Origin of the sequence: Xenorhabdus ishibashii (genome assembly GCF_002632755.1) — a bacterium.
In the GTDB taxonomy this organism is placed as follows: Bacteria; Pseudomonadota; Gammaproteobacteria; order Enterobacterales; family Enterobacteriaceae; genus Xenorhabdus; species Xenorhabdus ishibashii.
In genome coordinates this window covers 2,184,726-2,204,614 of the sequence record NZ_NJAK01000001.1, presented here as the reverse complement: position 1 = coordinate 2,204,614, position 19,889 = coordinate 2,184,726, and the positions used below count along the sequence as shown (strand labels likewise).

The window sequence follows — 19,889 nt, the reverse complement described above, 5'->3', positions numbered from 1 at the left end:
TATAAACATTTAGGGGGAGTCACCTCATGGTGCTGATGATAGTCAGTGGTCGTTCAGGTTCTGGGAAATCTGTTGCTTTGCGTGCACTGGAAGATATGGGTTTTTATTGCGTAGATAACCTGCCTGTTGTATTGCTGCCAGAATTGGCAATCACACTGGCTGAACGTGATATTTCGGCTGCGGTTAGCATTGATGTCAGAAATATGCCGGAGTCGCCAGAAGTTTTTGAAGAAGCCCTGACGCAATTGCCCGACAATTTTTCGCCACAGCTACTGTTTCTTGATGCGGATCGTAATACCCTGATCCGCCGCTACAGTGACACCCGTCGTTTACATCCACTCTCCAGCAAAAATCTGTCACTGGAAAGTGCAATTGACCAAGAGAGCGATTTGCTTGAACCCCTGCGATCACGCGCGGATTTGATTATTGATACATCTGAAATGTCCGTTCACGAACTGGCGGAAATGCTCAGGACACGTTTATTAGGCAAACGGGAGCGAGAATTGACCATGGTGTTTGAATCCTTTGGTTTCAAACATGGTATTCCCATTGACGCAGACTATGTTTTCGATGTGCGCTTTCTGCCAAACCCTCACTGGGACCCTAAACTGCGTCCAATGACCGGTTTGGATCGTCCTGTGGCTGCGTTTCTGGATCGCCATACAGACGTTCATAATTTTATTTATCAGACCCGTAGCTATCTTGAGCTTTGGCTACCTATGCTGGAAACCAATAATCGCAGCTATCTGACTGTCGCTATTGGTTGCACAGGCGGTAAACACCGTTCAGTCTATGTAGCAGAGCAATTGGCTGATTATTTTCGTTCCCGTGGCAAAAACGTGCAATCACGCCATCGTACACTGGAAAAACGCAAATAATATGAATAATACAAGCCATGACCGTCAGACAAAAACTTGAAATTAAAAATCGACTGGGAATGCATGCCCGGCCTGCGATGAAGCTGCATGATTTGGTACAACAGTTTCAATCAGAAGTGATCCTGCGCAATAGCAGTAACTTACAGGCCGAGGCTCACAGTGTCATTGCCATGCTGATGCTGGATTCTGAACAAGGCAGCCATATTGATATTGAAGTCAACGGGCCGGATGAACAACAAGCACTGTCTGCCATCATCGAACTCTTCAACGCGGGATTTGACGAAGAGTAGCACCTTTCTACTAAAGATATTGTCTCGAATGGCTCTTATTGGAGTAACTTGAATCCCGATTTATTTCTTGATATACGACAGATAATTATTCCTTTCATTATAAAACAACATCTTACCCAATTTTTGAAATCAAGCATTAATGACAGCACACATAATCAATGTCAGGACTTGGCTTAAATATTCCCATATTGCAAAAAAGAAACCTCTTTCGATCTGACTCTACAGAGCAAACAGTTAGAGAGCGCTTCGAGGTGGTGTGTCCTTGATCCTATTTTCAAGGTAAACGCAACATCAGTTATTAAAACCAACCAAAGGTAAAAAATCATTAATATAATCTGTTTATTAAACATTCACAGAGGATAAAATCAAGATGATATAATCATTAAATTAGATAATTAATCTAACTATTTATAAATAGTGTGATATAGATAATAAATGTTAGCTTTCAATAGGTTAACCATGTGAAATTAAATTAAAAAAAACTTATTATTAAATCGCAATTACATGCAGAACATTATGCATACAGCCCCTAAACTGGAGATTCACTTCATGCGTTTTAATAAAACCACACTGGCAATTCTTCTTGGTTTTAGCCTCTTTCAAGGTGTTGCCCAAGCAGCACCTGTTCTCTCTTTAGATAATACTCATGCAGAAAGCATCGCCAAAACGAATAACGCTTGGGTTGAAATCAATACCGCGACCTTCGAAAATAATATCCACACTCTGCAAAAAAAACTGAATAAAGGCACAAAAATGTGTGCGGTTTTGAAAGGTGATGCTTACGGTCATGGCATCGACCTGCTGATGCCATCCATCATCAAAACTGATGTGCCTTGTGTAGGTGTTACCAGTAACGAAGAAGCCCGTATCGTGCGTGAGAGCGGCTTTAAAGGACAACTGATACGTGTCCGTACGGCTGACATAGCTGAAATCGAAAGCACACTGGGCTATAACATGGAAGAGATAATCGGCGATCTGGATCATGCCCAAGCCATCGATACGCTGGCAAAAAAACACGGTAAAGAAATTCGTGTTCATCTGATGCTGAACACAGGTCTTATGAGCCGCAATGGATTGGAGATGAAGACTGAGCAGGGCAAACAAGACGCTCTGAAAATTGCTCAGTTGCCTAATCTGAAACTGGTCGGCATGATGAGTCACCATGCATTCACTAATATGGACGCTATCCGTGACAGTATTAATAACTTCAAAGAACAAACTTCTTGGCTGATCAAAACAGCAAACCTGAACAGAGACGAAATCACTCTGCACGCATCAAGCTCTTTTGCCTCACTTAGCATTCCTGAAGCTCAATTCGACATGGCTCGCGTTGGCAGTGCGCTGTACGGCATCCTGACCACCAGCCATCCAGAGTTCAAGCCCTTAATTCAAATGAAAACTCGTGTTGCTTCTGTTAAAACATATCCTAAAGGTAATGGTGTCGGTTACGACAATACTTACATTCTGCAACGTGATTCCAAGCTCGCTAACTTGCCTGTGGGTTTCTCTGATGGCTTTAGCTCTGCCCTGTCAAACAAAGCTTATGTCCTGATCAACGGTCACCGTGCACCAGTTGTCGGTAGCGTTTCCATGAATACTGTGATGGTTGATGTTACTGACTTACCAGAAGTGAAGAGTGGCGATGAAGTGGTCATTTTCGGTAAACAAGGTAACGATGAAATCACCCAGTCTGATATTCAGAAATGGGGCGGAATGCATGTTGTTGAGTTTTCTTCCATTTGGGGTGAAACCAACCCACGGATCGTAACCACCGGCTTATAATTTGCGCTTCAAATAATAGCAGGCTGTTCTTTTCCTCCATTGTGGATAAGTCTTGTTTCATTAGCAAGGTAAAACAGTTCGTGATCATGATCTCTTTATTTTCACGGCAGAACAGCCTAATATCATTTCAATTACTTTGAAAATAACACCCCCCCTCCTTGTGATGTGGGGTGTTATTTTGTATTGAGCTTAATTTGGAGTGTGGTATGAAAAAACCTAAAATCATTATCAATGAATTAGATGCTGAGCGTTTAGATGCTCTGTTGGAACAATCTGCTTTTGCTAATACCAGTATCGCAGATGCCTTAAATGAAGAGCTGGATAGGGCAGAAATAGTGGCGCCGGTAGATATTCCAGCCGATGTTGTCACCATGAACAGTGAAATTCGCTTCATTGATTTGGGCAGCAATGAAGAACGTGTTCGTACGCTGGTCTACCCTGCCGCCCTGCAAGACAGCACCAAACATCTGTCCGTTATGGCGCCTTTGGGTGCGGCTCTTCTGGGTTTGCGGGTGAATGATGAAATAAAGTGGAAATTGCCAAATGGTGAAACAACCCGAATAAAAGTATTAGAAATACTTTACCAGCCAGAAGCTGCAGGAGAATATCACCGCTAATTTCCAGCCAGCTCAGTCACACCGAACTGGCTGCTGTTAATTGAGTATCCCTATTGACCGGCGATACTCATTTCCGGCAACAACACCGAACCACACTGAATATTGCTACGTGTTTCGATATCATTACCGATTGTCACCATATTTGCCCACATATCTTTCAAATTGCCTGCAATGGTGATCTCACTAACAGGATATTGGATTTCGCCATTCTCAACCCAAAAACCAGATGCTCCGCGAGAGTAATCCCCTGTCACCGCACTAACGCCCTGCCCCATCAGCTCAGTGACGATCAGGCCAGTGCCCATTTCACGTAACAAGCCAGCAAAGTCCAGCCCCTGACCTGCTATACGCCAGTTATGAATTCCACCTGCATGACCCGTGTTCATCATTCCCAACTTACGGGCAGAATAGGAAGTCAACAACCACGTCTGCAAAACGCCGTCCTTAACAATATCACGTGGTGTTGTGCGCACACCTTCACTGTCAAATGGCGTTGAAGCTAACCCACGCAGCAAATGCGGCTGTTCTTCAATCGTCAGCCATGAAGGCAAGATCGGTTTGCCAAGGCTATCCAACAAGAAAGAAGATTTACGATAAATGCTGCTACCGCTGATAGCGCCGACTAAATGACCGAACAACCCCGTCGCCACCTCTGCAGAAAAAATAACCGGCGCTTTCATGGTTGATAATTTACGCGCACCCAGACGAGAAAGCGTTCGGCGAGCACACTCCTGGCCTACCCACTCAGGCGATTTCAACTCGTCTAAATGGCGGCTCACGGTATAGGCATAATCGCGTTCCATATTGCCATCTTGCTCGGCAATCACACAGCTTGACATAGAATGACGGCTGGAGCAGTAGCTTTGCAGCATCCCATGACTATTACCAAATACCCGAATACCATAATGGCTGTTGAAACTTCCACCTTCAGTATTGGTAATACGCTCATCTGCCTGCAATGACGCTTGTTCAGCGCGGGCTGCCAACTCAATGACCTTATCTGTATCCAGATCAGCGGGATGGTAAAGATCCAACTCAGGAGCCTCAAATGCTAATAACGCTTTATCGGCTGGACCGGCATAAGGATCAGGCGAAGTATAATGCGCAATATCAATAGCGGCCTGCACAGTACGGGCAATCGCCTCTGGGCTGAGATCCGTTGAAGAAGCGCTGCCTTTGCGCTGTTGGTGATAAACCGTGATCCCCAGTGCGCCGTCACTGTTAAACTCAACATTTTCGACTTCACTAAAACGGGTACTGACGCTAATCCCCGTTGTTTTATTGACCGCGACTTCTGCAGCATCACAACCGGATTTAGCCAACTCCAGTGCATGGGCAACCGCATCTTCCAGCAGCTTACGCTGCTCTGCGATTTGTTGATTAGTGACTATCATTAATTAACGTAATCCAATGAATTAAAGAGAGAATTCGTCAGAAAAAATGCCTGTTTCCGGTTCATGACACGAATGTCGAGTGGTAATCAGGCAATTTTCCCAGTTACAATACACAATATTAGGATGTTAACACCCACCGGACGATAGGTCATGCTCCAAAACGTACCTTATCCGGCCTTTTTAGAAGGAAAACAATTATGGCAAAGCAGCCTGAAGATTGGCTCGACAATTATCCTGCTGAAGAGGAAGAAGAAGAGATAATCTGGGTCAGTAAAAGTGAAATCAAGCGGGATGCTGAAATCCTGAAAAAATTGGGAATGGAACTGGTTGAACTGAGTAAAAGCCAACTGGAACGAATTCCACTGGATGAAGATTTGCTGGCAGCTATTGAGTTGGCACAGAAAATCAAACGGGAAGGACGTCGCCGTCAATTGCAGTTAATTGGTAAGCTGCTGCGTGCCCGCGATCCTGAGCCTATCACCACCGCATTAGACAAACTGAAAAACCGTCACAACCAGCAAGTCGTTGTTTTACATAAACTAGAAGAATTGCGTGACAAATTGCTTGAAAATGATGATGCTTTTGAAGAAGTTATCGCACTGTACCCACATACTGATCGCCAGCAACTTCGCACATTGGTTCGTAATGCGAAAAAGGAGAAGGCAACTAATAAGCCCCCGAAATCCTACCGTCAAATTTTCCAATATTTGAAAGAGTTATCGGAATCCATGTAATCCATCTTTACCGCCATTTCGTTAAGAATTGGCGGTTATTTCCTGCCTCATCAGGGCACCGTAGATATCCCTCAAGACGTCGATACCATGATGGACTAGTTCGGGGAAATGTTTTTAAATATAGCAACATCTGATTATTCTTGATTTAATTCAAACGGATTGTTTATCGTGTAAAATTAATCATGTTACAAAAATAATTATATCTAATGATTTAATGATATTTTATCTTTATAAAATAGTACCCTTATTCTATTTTTTATCAGGAGCCATAATAATGGAAGAAAAAGCAAGCTATGATTCAATTGGAGAATATTACGAACAGTTTTCCAATACGGTAGCCCAGAGACAATCTGAGCTTCGGGATATACTTAACATGGTCGGTGAGATACAAGGAAAGTCAGTTCTGGATCTAGCTTGTGGGTATGGTTATTTTGGGCGGGAATTGCACCAACGCGGGGCTTCAAAAGTGGTTGGCGTCGATATCTCTGAAAAAATGATTGAACTCGCTAAAACCAAATCAAAACTGTATGGTGATAATATTGAGTTCCATGTACAAAATGTATGTGAAATGAAATTAGATAAAAAATTTGATATCGTTATCGCCGCTTTTTTATTCCACTATGCTGAATCCACAGAAGAACTGGAAACGATGTTTCAAGCAGCCGCTGAGCATTTAAAACCTTCCGGCAAATTAATTGCTTATATGGCATCACCTGATTATAGGTTAGAAAGCGGAAATTGTGAGAATTATGGTTTTAAGATTTTGAGCGAAGAGCCGTGGAAAAATGGCTTCCGTCACCAGGCAGAATTTCTGTCAACCCCCCCTAGCCCTTTCACGTTTTATCGTTGGAGTCGTGAGAGTTATGAAAAAGCGCTGAAAAAAGCAGGGTTCGCTCATTTTAGCTGGAAAAAACCAACGGTCTTAAACCGCGATTTAGTGCGTTATCCTCAAGGTTTTTGGGATAATTACCTACAAAATTGTGTCCATACCGGACTTATTTGCCAGTTTTAAGCTTACTCCCCATTCCTCTCGCATTACGATTGAATTTAATTCAATCGGATATAAATAGACATTGAAAAAGATGCCGGCTCTAGCCACAATACTAATATGCTAATTTTTTATTTTTGTGATATTTATTGGTTATTCATCATTGCTATTGGATCTAATAGCAGTAATTTATCAACAGCAAATGGAGACAAGGTTAGTGAATGTGTTAATTCAGTAGATAGGACAAGTGCAGCGCAGCGTTGGGCAAAATATACACTTTCCTTAAAATCCGTACCTGCTAACGCACAATGAACTAATCCCGCCATCATTGCATCACCGGAGCCCGTGTTATTGACAATATCAACAGGAAATGCCGGGGAGTGACCAGATATATAATCTAACTCACTGTAGTAAACACCGTCAGAACCCATACTTAAAACTATCCGCTGTACCCCTTGTTCATGAAACCATGATGTGACCAACTTAGCCTCTTTTATTGAGTTAATTTTAATACCACTGATTTTTTCTGCTTCCAGCCGATTGGGTCTGATAGTATGAATATATGATAGCCAGTTACGTACTATGCCCGCCTTATATGACGAGACAGGATTAACAAATATGGGCACATTACCTGAGTTTTTAAATAACCATTCCAGAGTATCCTCTCTCAAATTGCAGTCGATATTCAATATGCCTGCCCGCTCAATGAGAGCTTTAGATTTATTGAGCAACTCAGGTGTGAGTTTCTTCAAAATATCCATATCACTCACGGAAGTGTACGGTTCACCATGACTATCAACTATTGAATGATAAATCGAAGTTCTTTCATCACTGAGTTTATGAGAATGGCTAAGATCAACACCGGCTAACTGGGTTTCTCTAAACAGTCTTTTTCCATATGAATCATCACCAAAAACAGAAATTAAATAACTATCATTCTTTAACGCGGCAATATTATGCGCCACATTTCGGGCAACACCACCTAGCGTATATTTTGTTAATTAATCAAATAAATGAAATATTTTTTTCATCATAAAAACTAATATTTATATTTGACTAACCCAAGTTCTGGTCATGTATTAAATATAACGGTTTTCTACTGCGATCGCCAAAAACATGGGCACTATTTGTTTTAGGCGGGGGTTCCCAAGCATACCAAAGCCAGCGTCGTTACGTTTCGGGGCGTGAGGTTTTTAACGTTTTCATGACGGTGGCGGTTGCGACTTTCAGGATCCGAGTGGTGTCTCGAATTCCTCCGTTATTCATTGCTATGTCGACAATCTACTCTTTGAATGCGGGACCTTTTTTCTTGAAAAGAAGATATAGAAAAAATTTAATAAATATATTAATAATGATATGGATGCTTTAGAATAAACTGTAAATTATATTAAATTTATTATTTTTAGAAATAAAAACACTATAAAATATAATGTTTTATAAAAAATAACTTTTATGATGAAAAAATATCTTCGTTAAAATTAAAAAAGACAGAAAAAATAAACTTAAGGATGATTTATATCTCTAATAATAGGGCATAACCCTGCTTTGTAGAAAAAATAATCATCAAAAATGTTGATAATTTCTCACATTCAATACGATTTTATTGATAGATTTCGATATCTGTTATGTGTTATTTTTATGCAAAATAAAGCCCCCGCCACAAGCAGTAATTGTAGGGAGTAATAATTTTTGACACCTCACAAGGTATTAATCCATGTCTTTTAGCACTTAAAAGTTTTACTTGGGGGCAATTTGGGCGATTCTGGCTGTTATTACCACTATTATTCTGTATCTTGTGAGTATCAGTGAATATTGACTGTTAAATCAGAATCCAGTTTCACCATCGGAAATTAAAGTAGTTGTAATAGTTACTATTACATTCGCAATTATTTTTACAACAATAAGTTAACAATTATTATGACATACCGTTTATTATCTAAATATATTTGGGCATTGGGTTTTATAATCTTTGCCCCATTCGTCTGGGCAGGGAATATTATTTTCCCATCTATGTCTATGGTTGGCCTGCAAGCAGGTAAACATGTTTGGAGCGCTGCTGCTGGTTTTTTGCTTATGGCTGTGAGCCAGGGTACATGTGCTGACACTGTATCGGTTCGGGGGTTAGCATGAGTCAACAATGGACATCCCGTCTGGGGCACATATTAGCAGCAACCGGTTCTGCCGTTGGCATTGGCGCCATCTGGAAATTCTCGTATGTTTCAGCAACAAATGGTGGCGGTGCATTTCTGATTGTATTTTTATTGTTTAGCTTTGTGATTGGGTTAGCGGTTCTGTTAGCTGAAAATATGATGGGAAGCAGTACAGGTGAAGTAGCTGTTAATGCATTTAAAAAATTACTTGGTAAACACTGGGGATGGGTTGGCTTTATCGGTATATTCAGTTCATGGTGTATCTATAGCTTCTACAGTGTTGTCGGTGGTTGGACCATAGGTTACGCAGTGATGGCAAGTACAGGAGAGTTGAATATTACAGACATCTCTCAACTGACCTCTATTTTCACCAATTTCATCAGCAATCCATGGTGGCCGATAATAGCACATCTGGCATTTTCAGGACTAACCTGCTTCGTGGTGTTATCTGGTGTGCAAAAAGGTTTGGAAAAATCAGTTAAGATCATGATGCCAATGTTATTCTTGATCATGATATTGTTAATTATTGTCGGCATCCGTTTGCCAGGTTCATCAGAAGGATTAAAATTATTCTTATATCCAGACTTTAGTAATTTGACCGGAAAGGGTGTTTTAGATGCGCTAGGGTTGGCATTTTTCTCACTGTCTATCGGTTTAGGTATCCACATTACGTACAGTTCCTATTTGCCTAATAATAAAGGTATTGCTAGATCGAGTATCTGGGTTGTTATCCTCTCCTGTTTGGTTTGTGTATTGGCTGGTCTGATGATTTTTCCTGCTTTGGCCGCTGCTGGCTTAAAACCAAATGCGGGGCCCGGATTAACGTTTATGACGATGCCAATTTATTTCGCCAGTTTGCCAGGTGGCTCAATCTTAGCAGTCACTTTCTTTTTATTGTTGTTAATGGCCGCACTGACCTCATCAATTTCATTACTTGAGCACATTGTTGCTTATGTCCAGACGCGTTTTAAATGGTCGCGTCGTAAAGCAAGCTTAATAGTCACCGCATCGATTATGTTAATGGGGATCCCTGTTTCATTATCTTTTGGGCCTCTAAGTCACGTCACATTAGGTGGCAAAACCATCTTCGATATGCTGGACTTTATTACTTCCAATGTCCTAATGCCGATATTCGGGATTATCATTTGCCTCGTATTTGGCTGGTCACGTAAGGTCAATGCACTAATACCAGATAATATGTCATCGCGGAACCGTCTGTGTTTACTGTTTATATGGCGATATGTCGGTCCCTTATGTATCGGAGTGATTTTGGTACACGGGCTTATTTGATTGTGCTAGGTGTTGGTGCTAAATCTTCAGAAACGCCAGATACTCAAAATAGTGGATACGATGAGGCAACTCATCAACTGAATGAAAGCGTCTGAATGGACGCTTTATTATTGTTTGTGAAATTCTCACTGTTTTTTGCTTTAAGATGCTGATAAAAATACATGAATTTTTGGCTATCTCGCGGATTATGGAGCCAGTATTTACTGACTCCACATCTTTTACCAGATAATTATCTTCCACCTATCATCAGAATTGCCATCTAAAACCGACATTCATACTATTATCCTGGTGACTGCTGGAGAGCAATCCACTGTAGCCAAGCGTGAATGAGACGTTATTACTTGCACTCATCTCCGCATTCGCTTTTAACACCACACCATCACGAGAGGCAGGCACGCTGCGAGTCACAAATGTTGTGTTGCTGCCACGGAACGATAAACCTGTTGCCCGTTCACGCTCACCGTATTGATGCTGCCAACCTAATTCTCCATTCAGGGTAATCGAAGAACCCCATGAAGCCTGCCAGCTATGATTGGCACGTAATCCTAATGTGGAGAGAATTGCTTCAGTATGTTGGCTGTTACCATGAAGTGCGGCGGCGGCACCGTCCTCGTTAATGCCTTCATTGCGGAAATTGACGTAAGCCAGGTTAACGAATGGTTCCAAATTCACAGCCTCTGCCGGCAGATGGTAAGCCAGTTCTGCGGATAATTGTGTTGTTCTTCCACTGTACTTGGCATTTTCACTATCACGCTGACTGCCATAGCGAATAGAACGTTTGGTATCAATACGGTGCCACGTAAACCCACTATTGGCGCGCAAAACAAAGTCACCAAATTGACGGTCACCATAAAGAGCGAGGTGATAGTTATTGCTGTCAGCAGTAGCACTGTTACCACCATCAAGGGAAGTACGGGTGTAACCAGTAGCAATACCAAGACGACCGTATTCATCAATAAGAGTATCAGCACCAAGGAATAAACCATAGTTGGAAGACTGATAGCCCGTTGCATTCGCTGTACCTGAAGCGTGGCTCCATGCACTAAGCAGTCGAACCCATGCACCGTTATTATCACCATGAATATCGGGCGAAGATGAACGGCCTTCGGCCTGACTCAAACGAGAGTTCAAGGTATCGCGCAAATAACGGCTATCATTGACCAACTGGGACGCGATATCAGCGTGGACTTGCCCATCAAGCTGGCGGAACGCAGATCGGGCTTGCTCCGCAGAACGACTGGCTAAAATACTTTCGTAAACCGGATTACCCATACCAAGAGTATCAGCGGCAACAGCCACTGCACGTTCATTTTGTGTCTTGGCAAAATCTGCAAAAGCAGCCTCATTACGTCCAATATGGAGAGTGACTTCACTCGGCTGATAAGACAATCCAGCACCAAGGAAGAGATAATTCGGGATGACATCATCAAAGCGACCATTGATATTCTGCTTCGCACTCAGAATCGTGTATCGCTGACCAGTCAGGCTTCGCGCATCTTCAAAAGAAAGCAAATTACCCGTATTTTCAAGAGAAACGCTGACTTTTCCTCCATCAATCTGTGCACTTTTTTCAACTTGAATTTTGTCACTGCGTCCATCGGAAGCGATTTCAACCGCGTAATGAGAACCAGGTTCAAAGGTGATTTTTTCGGCAACCTTAAGTGTACCCATCGAGTTACCTGGTGCTACAGTACCGCCACGCTGCACATTGAGCGCACCCACCGTACCATTCCCACCAAGAATGCCACTTTCCATTACTGAGACAGTAGAAGAGACACTGCCGCTAACGTTTAGTAATCCCTGTTTGACCAGCGTTGGACCAGAATAAGTATTTTGGCCACTGAGAGTCAGTGCACCTCTACCTTGTTTGGTTAACCCACCATGACCACTGATATCATTGCTCCATTGATCCTGAGCACACTGAACCGCATCACAGACACGTTCAGTCGGTTTACCCTTATCGAGCACAGCACCTACACCCGGAATATCAGCGATAAACTGCCCCTTACCGTAGGCCACTCCGTCAGGATCTGGAATACGGAATTTTTCAGGAATATCTTCTGCGGTATAGAACATGCCAGGGCCGTTTATTGCTTTACCGAGATTGATCAATCCCCAGCCGTAAAGTTCATCAATGCCCTTTTCCCCTATATCAGTAGCCGTAGTACGAAGCACGGAGGTAACTTGATCGCCGGACATATATGGGAAACGCTCCATCAATACGGCAATACTACCACCAGCATGTGGCGCAGCCATTGAAGTTCCTCTGTAACTGTCATAGCCGGTAGTAATATCATCTATCCCTGTTCCCTTAATCACTGAGCTATATATCCAGCTACCAGGTGCACTGACACAAAAACTGGCCGTATAGCCACAGCGGGAGGAAAAATCGCTGATGGAATAAGGCACGCTATTGGCACTATTTGGATCTTTTTGCAAACTAACGACTGTCAACCAGTTTGGTGCAATTTCTGGCACAAACCAAGCCAAACCCGCGATAGCATCTGGATTACTATAGTTATAACTATTACCAGCGGCAAAAATTGTCACAATGCCGCTACGAGCAGCATCAATTGCACCCTGATATGCACCACCAGATTTGGTACCCAAAATCGGTTTTATTTCATCAAATTGTTTCTGAGCCTCAGCTAAAGTAAAATGGGCTGCATTCGGATCTTTCCCACCTCTCTCAAGCTCCCTGTCAATACCAATCCCCCAGCTATTGTTAATGATGCGAGCGCCGCTGTCTCTCAGTGCATTCCAACCAGCCTGATAAACTCCACCATCATTGCCCAAGATAATGCCATCTTCAGGACCGGGATCACCGTTATCCGCACTGAGTATTTGGGCATTATAGGCCACGCCATGCATCTCTTCGCCATCTCGGTTACCCGCTGCTATGCCTGCAACATGGACACCATGTGTTCCTAGCATCCCGTACCTATCCACGGACGGCGTGCCATCATAGGTGAATGGATCGCCTTTATTCACCGGAATATAGGGATCGGTATACTCACGTATCCCAGAAGTCACTAAGTTAGTGATCTTGTCTTTTCCCATAAACTCCGGATGCCTGGCATAAACGACCTGATCGAATATTCCTAGTTTGATCCCTTTGCCGGTATAGCCTCTGGCATAGGCTTCATCAGCGTGAATTGCACCAAGCCCCCATTGGCTCAAAAACTCACTGGAACGCCAACTGGCGGGATCGCCACTTCGCCCTGTCTCAACATAATTTTTCGCACAGGCTCCTGCGCTGGCCGCAGCCAAGCAGCAAGCTATAACGTGATGAAGCACTCGTGGTTGGGTTTTGACTGATAAACGCGTGGAAGTCAGAGTGTTCCAAGGAATTTTGTATCTCTTATTCATTTTAGTCACCATCCATTGTTGATTTGCAAAAATGCCAGCTCTTATGTTTTTTATTGTGTAGGCGGGTTGAAACCATCAAGGCGATAGCTGTCTAAAAAGCAGAGATAAACTAAAAAGGCGTGCTGGTTTTTAGATTGTTATCAAAAGAAAGCGGGTTTAATCAAAGCCATCACCTACACGATTTACATCACCGATGAACACCATAAAATGCCACATTTTATTAACTTTCATTAATATAAATTTTAACCAAAAAACAATAAATTGTGTTATACACAGGTTTTTTTGTTCCAAGTTCATCTCTAGTTATCATCAATTTTGAGTTCCAATAATTGGTTTATCGTATCATTTTTCAGCTAGCAGCCAACTTAGGCCATCAATTAACCCACCTCGCCAGCACAACACATCATGTCCACCATTAAACACGCGATAATTCACGTTGTGCCCTGCTCCCTGCAACGCTGCATACATTTGAGTATTTACAAAATAGATATTTGCTTCACGGGAACCCGCTTCCTGAAAGATTTTTATGTGGGAGGCAAATGTGCATCAGTGACAGGTATAAAGCGATAGCTCTCTCTCCAGTTACCTTAAAGATTCACTGACCAATACCAGATATCTGTTTCAGGCAATCGTTGTAGGTTTTGTGGCTGTGGGCGACGATAATCAGTGATGCCATTAATATCAATGTATTGAGAATGACCAGTAACTTGCGTATACAAGCAATGATGGTGACTTTATTATGTTTGCCTTAAATCTCAAATGCAGTGGTGTCCTGCATAGGTAAACCACACTGGTGCAATAGCAAGGCATAAACTATCACTGATTGACGTAGACCGTAGCCATTCACTATTTTCTGACAGTGTATAGTTCATCATTGAACACTTAGCTGTGATATGTATTTCATAGCTTTCACACTCTTGATCTATACTATCGCCCCTTTTGTAACACATAAAAAACACAATGGAACGCTTTCTCGAAAACACAATGTATGCCTCTCGCTGGCTACTTGCACCGGTTTATTTCGGTTTATCATTGGCATTATTTGCCCTTGCGGTTAAATTCTTTCTGGAAATCATGCATATCCTGCCGAATCTTCTTTACATTACAGAGTCCGACCTAATCCTGACGTTGCTTTCCCTGATTGATATGGCTCTGGTTGGAGGATTGTTGGTAATGGTGATGTTTTCTGGCTATGAAAACTTTGTTTCCAGTCTAGATATCCACGAAAGCAAAGAAAAATTAAGCTGGCTGGGGAAAATGGATGCGACCTCACTTAAAAATAAAGTTGCAGCCTCAATTGTTGCCATTTCCTCCATTCACTTGCTACGCGTCTTTATGGATGCCAAGAATGTGCCGGATAATAAGCTTATGTGGTACGTCATTATCCACCTCACCTTTGTTTTATCCGCGTTTGTAATGGGATATCTGGATAAACTTACGCGCCACAATCATTAAGCGATTACAAGCAAACCAACAATCATCGCCCTGATGCCAGTTGAACCCAACCGGCTGGCATTACGGAATTCGCCTTTTCGATGAACTTCCTTTCGTGGTCTCTTTTAGCAATTTTTCAATAAACTTATCCACAACCATTTCAACGATATCACTTCTGGTTGTTTCCAGACGGTTAGCCAGGCTATCAATTTTCCTGATAACAGACATCCTTAAAGAAAGAGAAACTGGCTTTTTTTTCTCTTTATCAAGAAAAACATGGCTGGTGGCTTCTTCGGATTTAAAACTGAGATGCTGGGCAAGGAGTTCTTCAATCCTCTTTACATCTTTCCTGACCAGAATTCCCTTATCAACTAACTGATAAGTATTGCCCATTTTGCTAAACCGGATATCCGCACAGTAAAGATCCCTCAATTCTCGCAATGCACGTGTTAATGTTGGCTCAGAACAATTCAGTTCCCTAATGATCCTAATCTTACTAACCGGTTTACCATGTGAAAGTAATAAAGTTAATTTGAAATTTCTAAATTGTTTGGGACTAAGCAGCATTTTTTATTACCACGCCATAGATAGCAAACCCTAAGCTCTCTATTGTTAACTACAAAAATAACTTTCAGCATAGCTACTATCACAGGTAAATCAATATCAAAACGAATGAAAAAAAAGCCTTACCAATATTTTCGTCCGCTTAAAATCCTATGCTGCCTCAGGAGGTTCTATACCATAATGCTCTGCCCGTTCGAGAATACTCATTGCCCAGCGTTGATGGGTGGCAGGTTCACACATCACTCCCTGCGATTTGAAAACAGCTTTGCCGGAATTAAGAATAGTCAGCGCTTCAGCATGATCATGGGCACTAACCATCAGCGCTCGCTGGATGCATGTAATCTGCCTTGGGTGTATGGCCGTTTTTCCCACCAAACCGTGAGCAATATCTAACTCCAGCTCTTTCTCAAGTAATCTCAAATCATCAATATGCTCACAAACCGGTGCAGTCAGGGCAAATCCCCGCGCAACAAAAACAGCAACCAACATCTTAATAACGTATCCCATCGGCCCATCATACAGGGTGAAATTACGGGAGCGCCGCAGGGACATGACATTCATCAGATCATTACCGCCAATACGCAAGGCAATAATGCGATCCTGACAAGGGTGTTTTTTGAGAATGTCCGCAAGCTGGTTCATTTTTCGAACATCAAACACCTCTTCACTCTCCAATGTTGGCATAATGCACAGATGGGTTGAGTTAATAACATCCCACCAGCCGGACAACGAAGCATAGGTAAATTTTGGCAAAACCAGCCCATCAATGGCACTGAGATCCACATTGGCAACCAGATAATTCGCCATCTTTTCATCACGCGGACGGATAAAAATCAGGGGACGATAGCGGTCGATATTGGAAGAAAAGATATCTGCTTCTGCCAATGTTTGCATAACCTTTTGGAGATTTTCGAGGGCAATGGGAATATCCTGTTTACTGACGGCATCTTCCAGGCAAATAACCAGCGAACGCAGATCAGGTATCCTATTCTGTAACACAATTTCTGCAATATCTTGACGGGTGGCTGGCATATACAGAGTTGCGCCGAGCCGATGCGGAGAAAGGATTGGTTTCATCACGCCACCTTCTTAATGATAGTCACAGCACGATATTGACCGATTAGGTCACCGACTTCCGTAATAACCACATTTTTTTGGCGTGCCAAATGAACCAACAGCCCAACATCAGGATCATCCTGAGAACGAACGAGTACATGTTCTGGCACACGTCTTAATACTGCACGAGTTGCTTCTGCAATGCCAGGTTTAATGCGGTTAATACTGTCAATCTGGTATTTTTCAGCAAGACGGGAAATCACCGTTTTGCTTAATTGCTGCAAAGCGGTTTTTTCCTGCGGCAACCAAACCGCTTCTGGGATAGCAGCCCAATTCAATCGATTACGACAATCAGCGACAGTGTCCACCAATAAGCGACTGCACTCAAACTTGAGCAGGTGATCACACTGCACACAACCGTGCAACCCTTCTTCATGCCAGATCGAACGTGATATCAATCCCGATACCGGCGCTCCCATAATACCGAAAGGGATTAACCAATCATCATCGCTGGCTGCCAGCCACGAACAGCCACAAGGATCAGCCAATACCACCAGACGTGGGATGCCTGAATAACCATCCCGCCCTGCCAAAGATCGCGACAGTTCTGTGGTAATCGCGCCTTTACCAGTCCAGCCATCAACAAATACCACGCCATCCGTGCCATGTTGCTGCTCAATATACGATAGCGCTGTATTATCAATACCACGATCCCGAATAATGCTGATGCCATAATGATAAGAACGCTTGCCCATTTCCTTGAGCGTTTGATGCAACATTACCCCCAAAGGAACGCCGGCTCTGACCAAACTGACCAATACAATCGGCGTATCACCAAAGCGGGATACCAGAGCTTTGGCAAGCATCACAACGTCTGTCGCCAGACGAACTGCCCCTTGTCCAAGTGCTTTATCAAACAGTTCAAGGTGATAAGACGTAGGTTCTGGTTCTTGACTTAACATATCTGAATAATGGCGAGCACCAGACTGAATCAACTGCTCCTTAATATCCACTGGTGTCATCTCAATTTGAACAGGTTTTAGCAGGAATTGAACATCATCAGAAGCATAACTCCCAGAGAAAGGAGGAAAGCTATTCATTATTTACAGCTCCAAATAAGGCGGTCATCAATGTGTCAGTAAGCTGGCTTTGCTGAGGCATACCAAACCAATCACACAATTGCATAAACCGGTGATCGCTCAGACTATCTCCCAGGCCAATAATCGGGAAAGCGCCTCTCTCAGCACGAAGCCTTTGCAAAAGGTGATGAGTTGCCAATCCCTTGTCAACACACTTTGGCAACACAGTAAGATTGTTATTATTTTGATGAAAATAAAAGTTTTGATGGAAATGACTTTCTTGAGCCAACGTTTCAGCCAGTATATTAAGCTCATTCAACCTATCGTGATTGCGGTGCTTGATGATCAGGAAAACCGGTACATCACCGTACTCATAGTCGATGCGTACCCAGGCATCTATAGCATAAGATGTCATTAAACGTTGGCTCAGACGCTCCAATTCACACAATTTATCCCGATATGACAACAATTCTGGCAATATGCACGATTGCCAAAGCCCATCAACAGAACCTTCTGGTGTAAGGATCACCGCACCGTGCGAAACAATACACCAGGAACTGAAAGGGATCTGCACGCGGCTAAGCTGTTCTGTATTTCTGGCAGTGACTGGAATAACTTCGGCATAAGCCAACAACCAATCAACCAGCATGGATTGTTGTTCGGTCATATAGCTATGGGGAAAACATTGTCGATCCAATGCACCAACGCGAAAAGATCTTTCCTTCAGCTTGCGACGAGATTGAAATAACGTGTCATCAAGATCAGTCAAAAATACAGGCTTAATCATATCCAACGATCTCGACAACCGGAGAAATACGGGCAAGCTGCGCCATCAACGCCGGATCAGCGGACATTTTTGGGGTTTCAAGGCAAAGTAATATCCGATCAAATTTTTGGTGTGCAACATTATAGAGAAAATTCGGGATGCCAAGCCCGTAGTTATCCATAAAAGCCATGACAGATTGGATGGCATGACCGTAAGAGATTGGAGAGCGAGTTGTCGAGCCAAATACCACTGATGCCCCTTCCAGCTCAAGCCGTTCAGCCAGCAGGAACGGTTGCCAGACAAATTCACTGGAACCCAATATCAGCATGTTTTCGCCCGCTTTGGCATTGATTGTGGCACCAATGTCACACTGGATCTCATCTAATCCCAACCGCCCCCAGCTCTGTGGGCCTATGATGTTGATTTCTCCCCTGGCTGTAACATTGACCTGAGGCATCACCGGCACTGGGGCTGATACATCTGCTTTCCACTGCCAATTCCCTTCAACCAGTGAAACCCCAGAAACCGGCAATGGGCAGCGTTTTACGACCGATTTTCCACTCCAATCCGTCAATGTCACGGTGACAATATGTTCAATATGCCCAAGCCCTGCATGACGCAGTGCATCCAGCAAATTAAGGAACGTGTTACCCGTGGTTGCTTCATCATCAATCAGAACCAGAGTCCGGGCATTTATCACCCGTTGACGCAGATGGTTTTCTGCTGGCCAATAAATCAGGTGATCCGTAGCATGACTGTGATTTTCCTTAAACTCACACAATAAATCCCCATCAACCGGATGGCGTGTCGAAGTCAAAAATACAGGCTGATCGACTTTGTGTTTCGTTTCCTGAAATACTCCGGCTGCTAACCCGACAGCCGTTTCTGCCATGCCAATATATAGAACAGGGCCAGGAAGATTAGTGGGGAACCGTGCAGATAATTGCTGATAAATCGAACGCATGAGCGATGGCTTGACTGGAATATGCCGCCCCAAGACTTTACTGACAAACAGGAATGCTCTTTTAGGATTACGGCGTTCAGCGATATCAAACAGGGTTTCCAGAGATGCTGTGCCGCGCGATGCCGTCACCGTCAATGTCCCGCTGTTTAATTTTTTTTGGTAAACCTGTTTTTCATCAGCGTGTTTTTTATCAACATCGATGTCACTCAACATTGTCATGGAGATGCCTTTTCAAAAATTTCAGCCTGAGCCAATACAGTAACTTTCAGCATGTGTTTTAATTCGGTGAAATATACGTCGCAGTCTAGAGTCTCAAATAAGTATATGTCAATCATATTATGATTCTTTAGATCAGAATTTGTTTGACTTTTCCGCATGGAAAAGAAATCATACCAAACGAAATCAGACTGTTGTCTATCATACAGTTAACATCCAGATAGACCTGTTTACGGGAGTCATAATATGACAGATTTAAGCTATCTATTTGTCATATTATGATTTTTTTAATCCGTGAAATTACCGTGATTCACCGAC

17 protein-coding genes and 3 pseudogenes are annotated in these 19,889 nt (G+C 43.0%); 9 read left to right on the top strand and 11 right to left on the bottom strand.

Annotated elements, in window-relative coordinates; all coding sequences use genetic code 11:
• Positions 1–26: 26 nt before the first annotated feature.
• The 4 genes from rapZ to rnk all read left to right on the top strand — a co-directional run bounded on the left by rapZ (position 27) and on the right by rnk (position 3,567).
• Complete coding sequence (gene rapZ / locus Xish_RS10415; RefSeq protein WP_099117804.1) at positions 27–878, top strand: RNase adapter RapZ; 852 nt, start codon at positions 27–29, stop codon at positions 876–878.
• Between the two features lie 17 nt (positions 879–895).
• Positions 896–1,168, top strand: a complete 273-nt coding sequence (gene npr, locus Xish_RS10410; RefSeq protein WP_099117803.1) for a PTS phosphocarrier protein NPr — start codon at positions 896–898, stop codon at positions 1,166–1,168.
• A gap of 549 nt (positions 1,169–1,717) precedes the next feature.
• Positions 1,718–2,950, top strand: a complete 1,233-nt coding sequence (gene alr / locus Xish_RS10405) for an alanine racemase (RefSeq protein ID WP_099118725.1) — start codon at positions 1,718–1,720, stop codon at positions 2,948–2,950.
• A 206-nt stretch (positions 2,951–3,156) separates the two neighbouring features.
• On the top strand, positions 3,157–3,567 hold the full coding sequence (gene rnk, locus Xish_RS10400; RefSeq protein ID WP_099117802.1) for a nucleoside diphosphate kinase regulator: 411 nt from the start codon (positions 3,157–3,159) through the stop codon (positions 3,565–3,567).
• A 50-nt stretch (positions 3,568–3,617) separates the two neighbouring features.
• Here the strand turns inward: rnk and pmbA are convergent, their stop codons facing one another.
• Complete coding sequence (pmbA, locus tag Xish_RS10395) at positions 3,618–4,961, bottom strand: metalloprotease PmbA (RefSeq protein ID WP_099117801.1); 1,344 nt, start codon at positions 4,959–4,961, stop codon at positions 3,618–3,620.
• Between the two features lie 197 nt (positions 4,962–5,158).
• Between pmbA and yjgA the strand changes: the two genes are divergently transcribed.
• Both yjgA and Xish_RS10385 read left to right on the top strand, forming a co-directional pair.
• Positions 5,159–5,695, top strand: coding sequence for a ribosome biogenesis factor YjgA (gene yjgA / locus Xish_RS10390; RefSeq protein WP_099117800.1), 537 nt, complete (start codon positions 5,159–5,161; stop codon positions 5,693–5,695).
• Positions 5,696–5,969: 274 nt separating this feature from the next.
• Positions 5,970–6,707 (top strand): class I SAM-dependent DNA methyltransferase, encoded by a 738-nt coding sequence (locus Xish_RS10385; RefSeq protein ID WP_099117799.1) that lies wholly within the window; start codon positions 5,970–5,972, stop codon positions 6,705–6,707.
• Positions 6,708–6,829: 122 nt separating this feature from the next.
• Here Xish_RS10385 and Xish_RS10380 read toward each other — a convergent pair.
• Together Xish_RS10380 and Xish_RS18955 are read right to left on the bottom strand one after the other, a co-directional pair.
• Positions 6,830–7,666, bottom strand: a pseudogene (locus Xish_RS10380) (PfkB family carbohydrate kinase); the annotation flags it as partial.
• A gap of 109 nt (positions 7,667–7,775) precedes the next feature.
• A pseudogene (locus tag Xish_RS18955) lies at positions 7,776–7,964 on the bottom strand (IS1-like element transposase); the annotation flags it as partial.
• Positions 7,965–8,600: 636 nt separating this feature from the next.
• On the opposite strand from Xish_RS18955, the gene Xish_RS10365 reads away from it, so the two are divergent.
• On the top strand, positions 8,601–8,813 hold the full coding sequence (locus Xish_RS10365; RefSeq protein ID WP_099117796.1) for a branched-chain amino acid transport system II carrier protein: 213 nt from the start codon (positions 8,601–8,603) through the stop codon (positions 8,811–8,813).
• Complete coding sequence (locus Xish_RS10360) at positions 8,810–10,123, top strand: sodium-dependent transporter (RefSeq protein ID WP_099117795.1); 1,314 nt, start codon at positions 8,810–8,812, stop codon at positions 10,121–10,123. Before Xish_RS10365 ends, Xish_RS10360 begins: the two co-directional genes overlap by 4 nt.
• A gap of 246 nt (positions 10,124–10,369) precedes the next feature.
• Here the strand turns inward: Xish_RS10360 and Xish_RS10355 are convergent, their stop codons facing one another.
• From Xish_RS10355 to Xish_RS19385, 3 genes and pseudogenes are all read right to left on the bottom strand, one after another.
• Positions 10,370–13,492: an autotransporter outer membrane beta-barrel domain-containing protein gene (locus Xish_RS10355; protein ID WP_099117794.1), complete on the bottom strand. Its 3,123-nt coding sequence runs from the start codon at positions 13,490–13,492 to the stop codon at positions 10,370–10,372.
• 342 nt (positions 13,493–13,834) lie between these two features.
• Positions 13,835–14,020: pseudogene (locus Xish_RS18950) on the bottom strand (enterochelin esterase); the annotation flags it as partial.
• 59 nt (positions 14,021–14,079) lie between these two features.
• Positions 14,080–14,211, bottom strand: a complete 132-nt coding sequence (locus tag Xish_RS19385; RefSeq protein WP_099117793.1) for an enterochelin esterase domain-containing protein — start codon at positions 14,209–14,211, stop codon at positions 14,080–14,082.
• A 241-nt stretch (positions 14,212–14,452) separates the two neighbouring features.
• Between Xish_RS19385 and Xish_RS10340 the strand changes: the two genes are divergently transcribed.
• The gene (locus Xish_RS10340; RefSeq protein WP_099117792.1) at positions 14,453–14,947 is read left to right on the top strand and encodes a TIGR00645 family protein; all 495 of its coding nucleotides are present in this window, start codon (positions 14,453–14,455) and stop codon (positions 14,945–14,947) included.
• Between the two features lie 60 nt (positions 14,948–15,007).
• Here the strand turns inward: Xish_RS10340 and Xish_RS10335 are convergent, their stop codons facing one another.
• The 5 genes from Xish_RS10335 to Xish_RS10315 all read right to left on the bottom strand — a co-directional run bounded on the left by Xish_RS10335 (position 15,008) and on the right by Xish_RS10315 (position 19,568).
• Entirely contained in the window at positions 15,008–15,493 is a 486-nt protein-coding gene (locus Xish_RS10335; protein WP_099117791.1) for a tellurium resistance protein TerW, read from the bottom strand.
• Positions 15,494–15,640: 147 nt separating this feature from the next.
• Positions 15,641–16,567 (bottom strand): HpcH/HpaI aldolase/citrate lyase family protein, encoded by a 927-nt coding sequence (locus Xish_RS10330; protein ID WP_099117790.1) that lies wholly within the window; start codon positions 16,565–16,567, stop codon positions 15,641–15,643.
• Positions 16,567–17,646: a cysteine protease StiP family protein gene (locus tag Xish_RS10325; RefSeq protein WP_099117789.1), complete on the bottom strand. Its 1,080-nt coding sequence runs from the start codon at positions 17,644–17,646 to the stop codon at positions 16,567–16,569. The genes Xish_RS10330 and Xish_RS10325 overlap by 1 nt, the downstream gene beginning before the upstream one ends.
• Positions 17,639–18,412: an HAD family hydrolase gene (locus Xish_RS10320; RefSeq protein WP_099117788.1), complete on the bottom strand. Its 774-nt coding sequence runs from the start codon at positions 18,410–18,412 to the stop codon at positions 17,639–17,641. Before Xish_RS10320 ends, Xish_RS10325 begins: the two co-directional genes overlap by 8 nt.
• The gene (locus tag Xish_RS10315; protein WP_099118724.1) at positions 18,405–19,568 is read right to left on the bottom strand and encodes a phosphoribosyltransferase domain-containing protein; all 1,164 of its coding nucleotides are present in this window, start codon (positions 19,566–19,568) and stop codon (positions 18,405–18,407) included. Before Xish_RS10315 ends, Xish_RS10320 begins: the two co-directional genes overlap by 8 nt.
• Positions 19,569–19,889 lie beyond the last annotated feature (321 nt).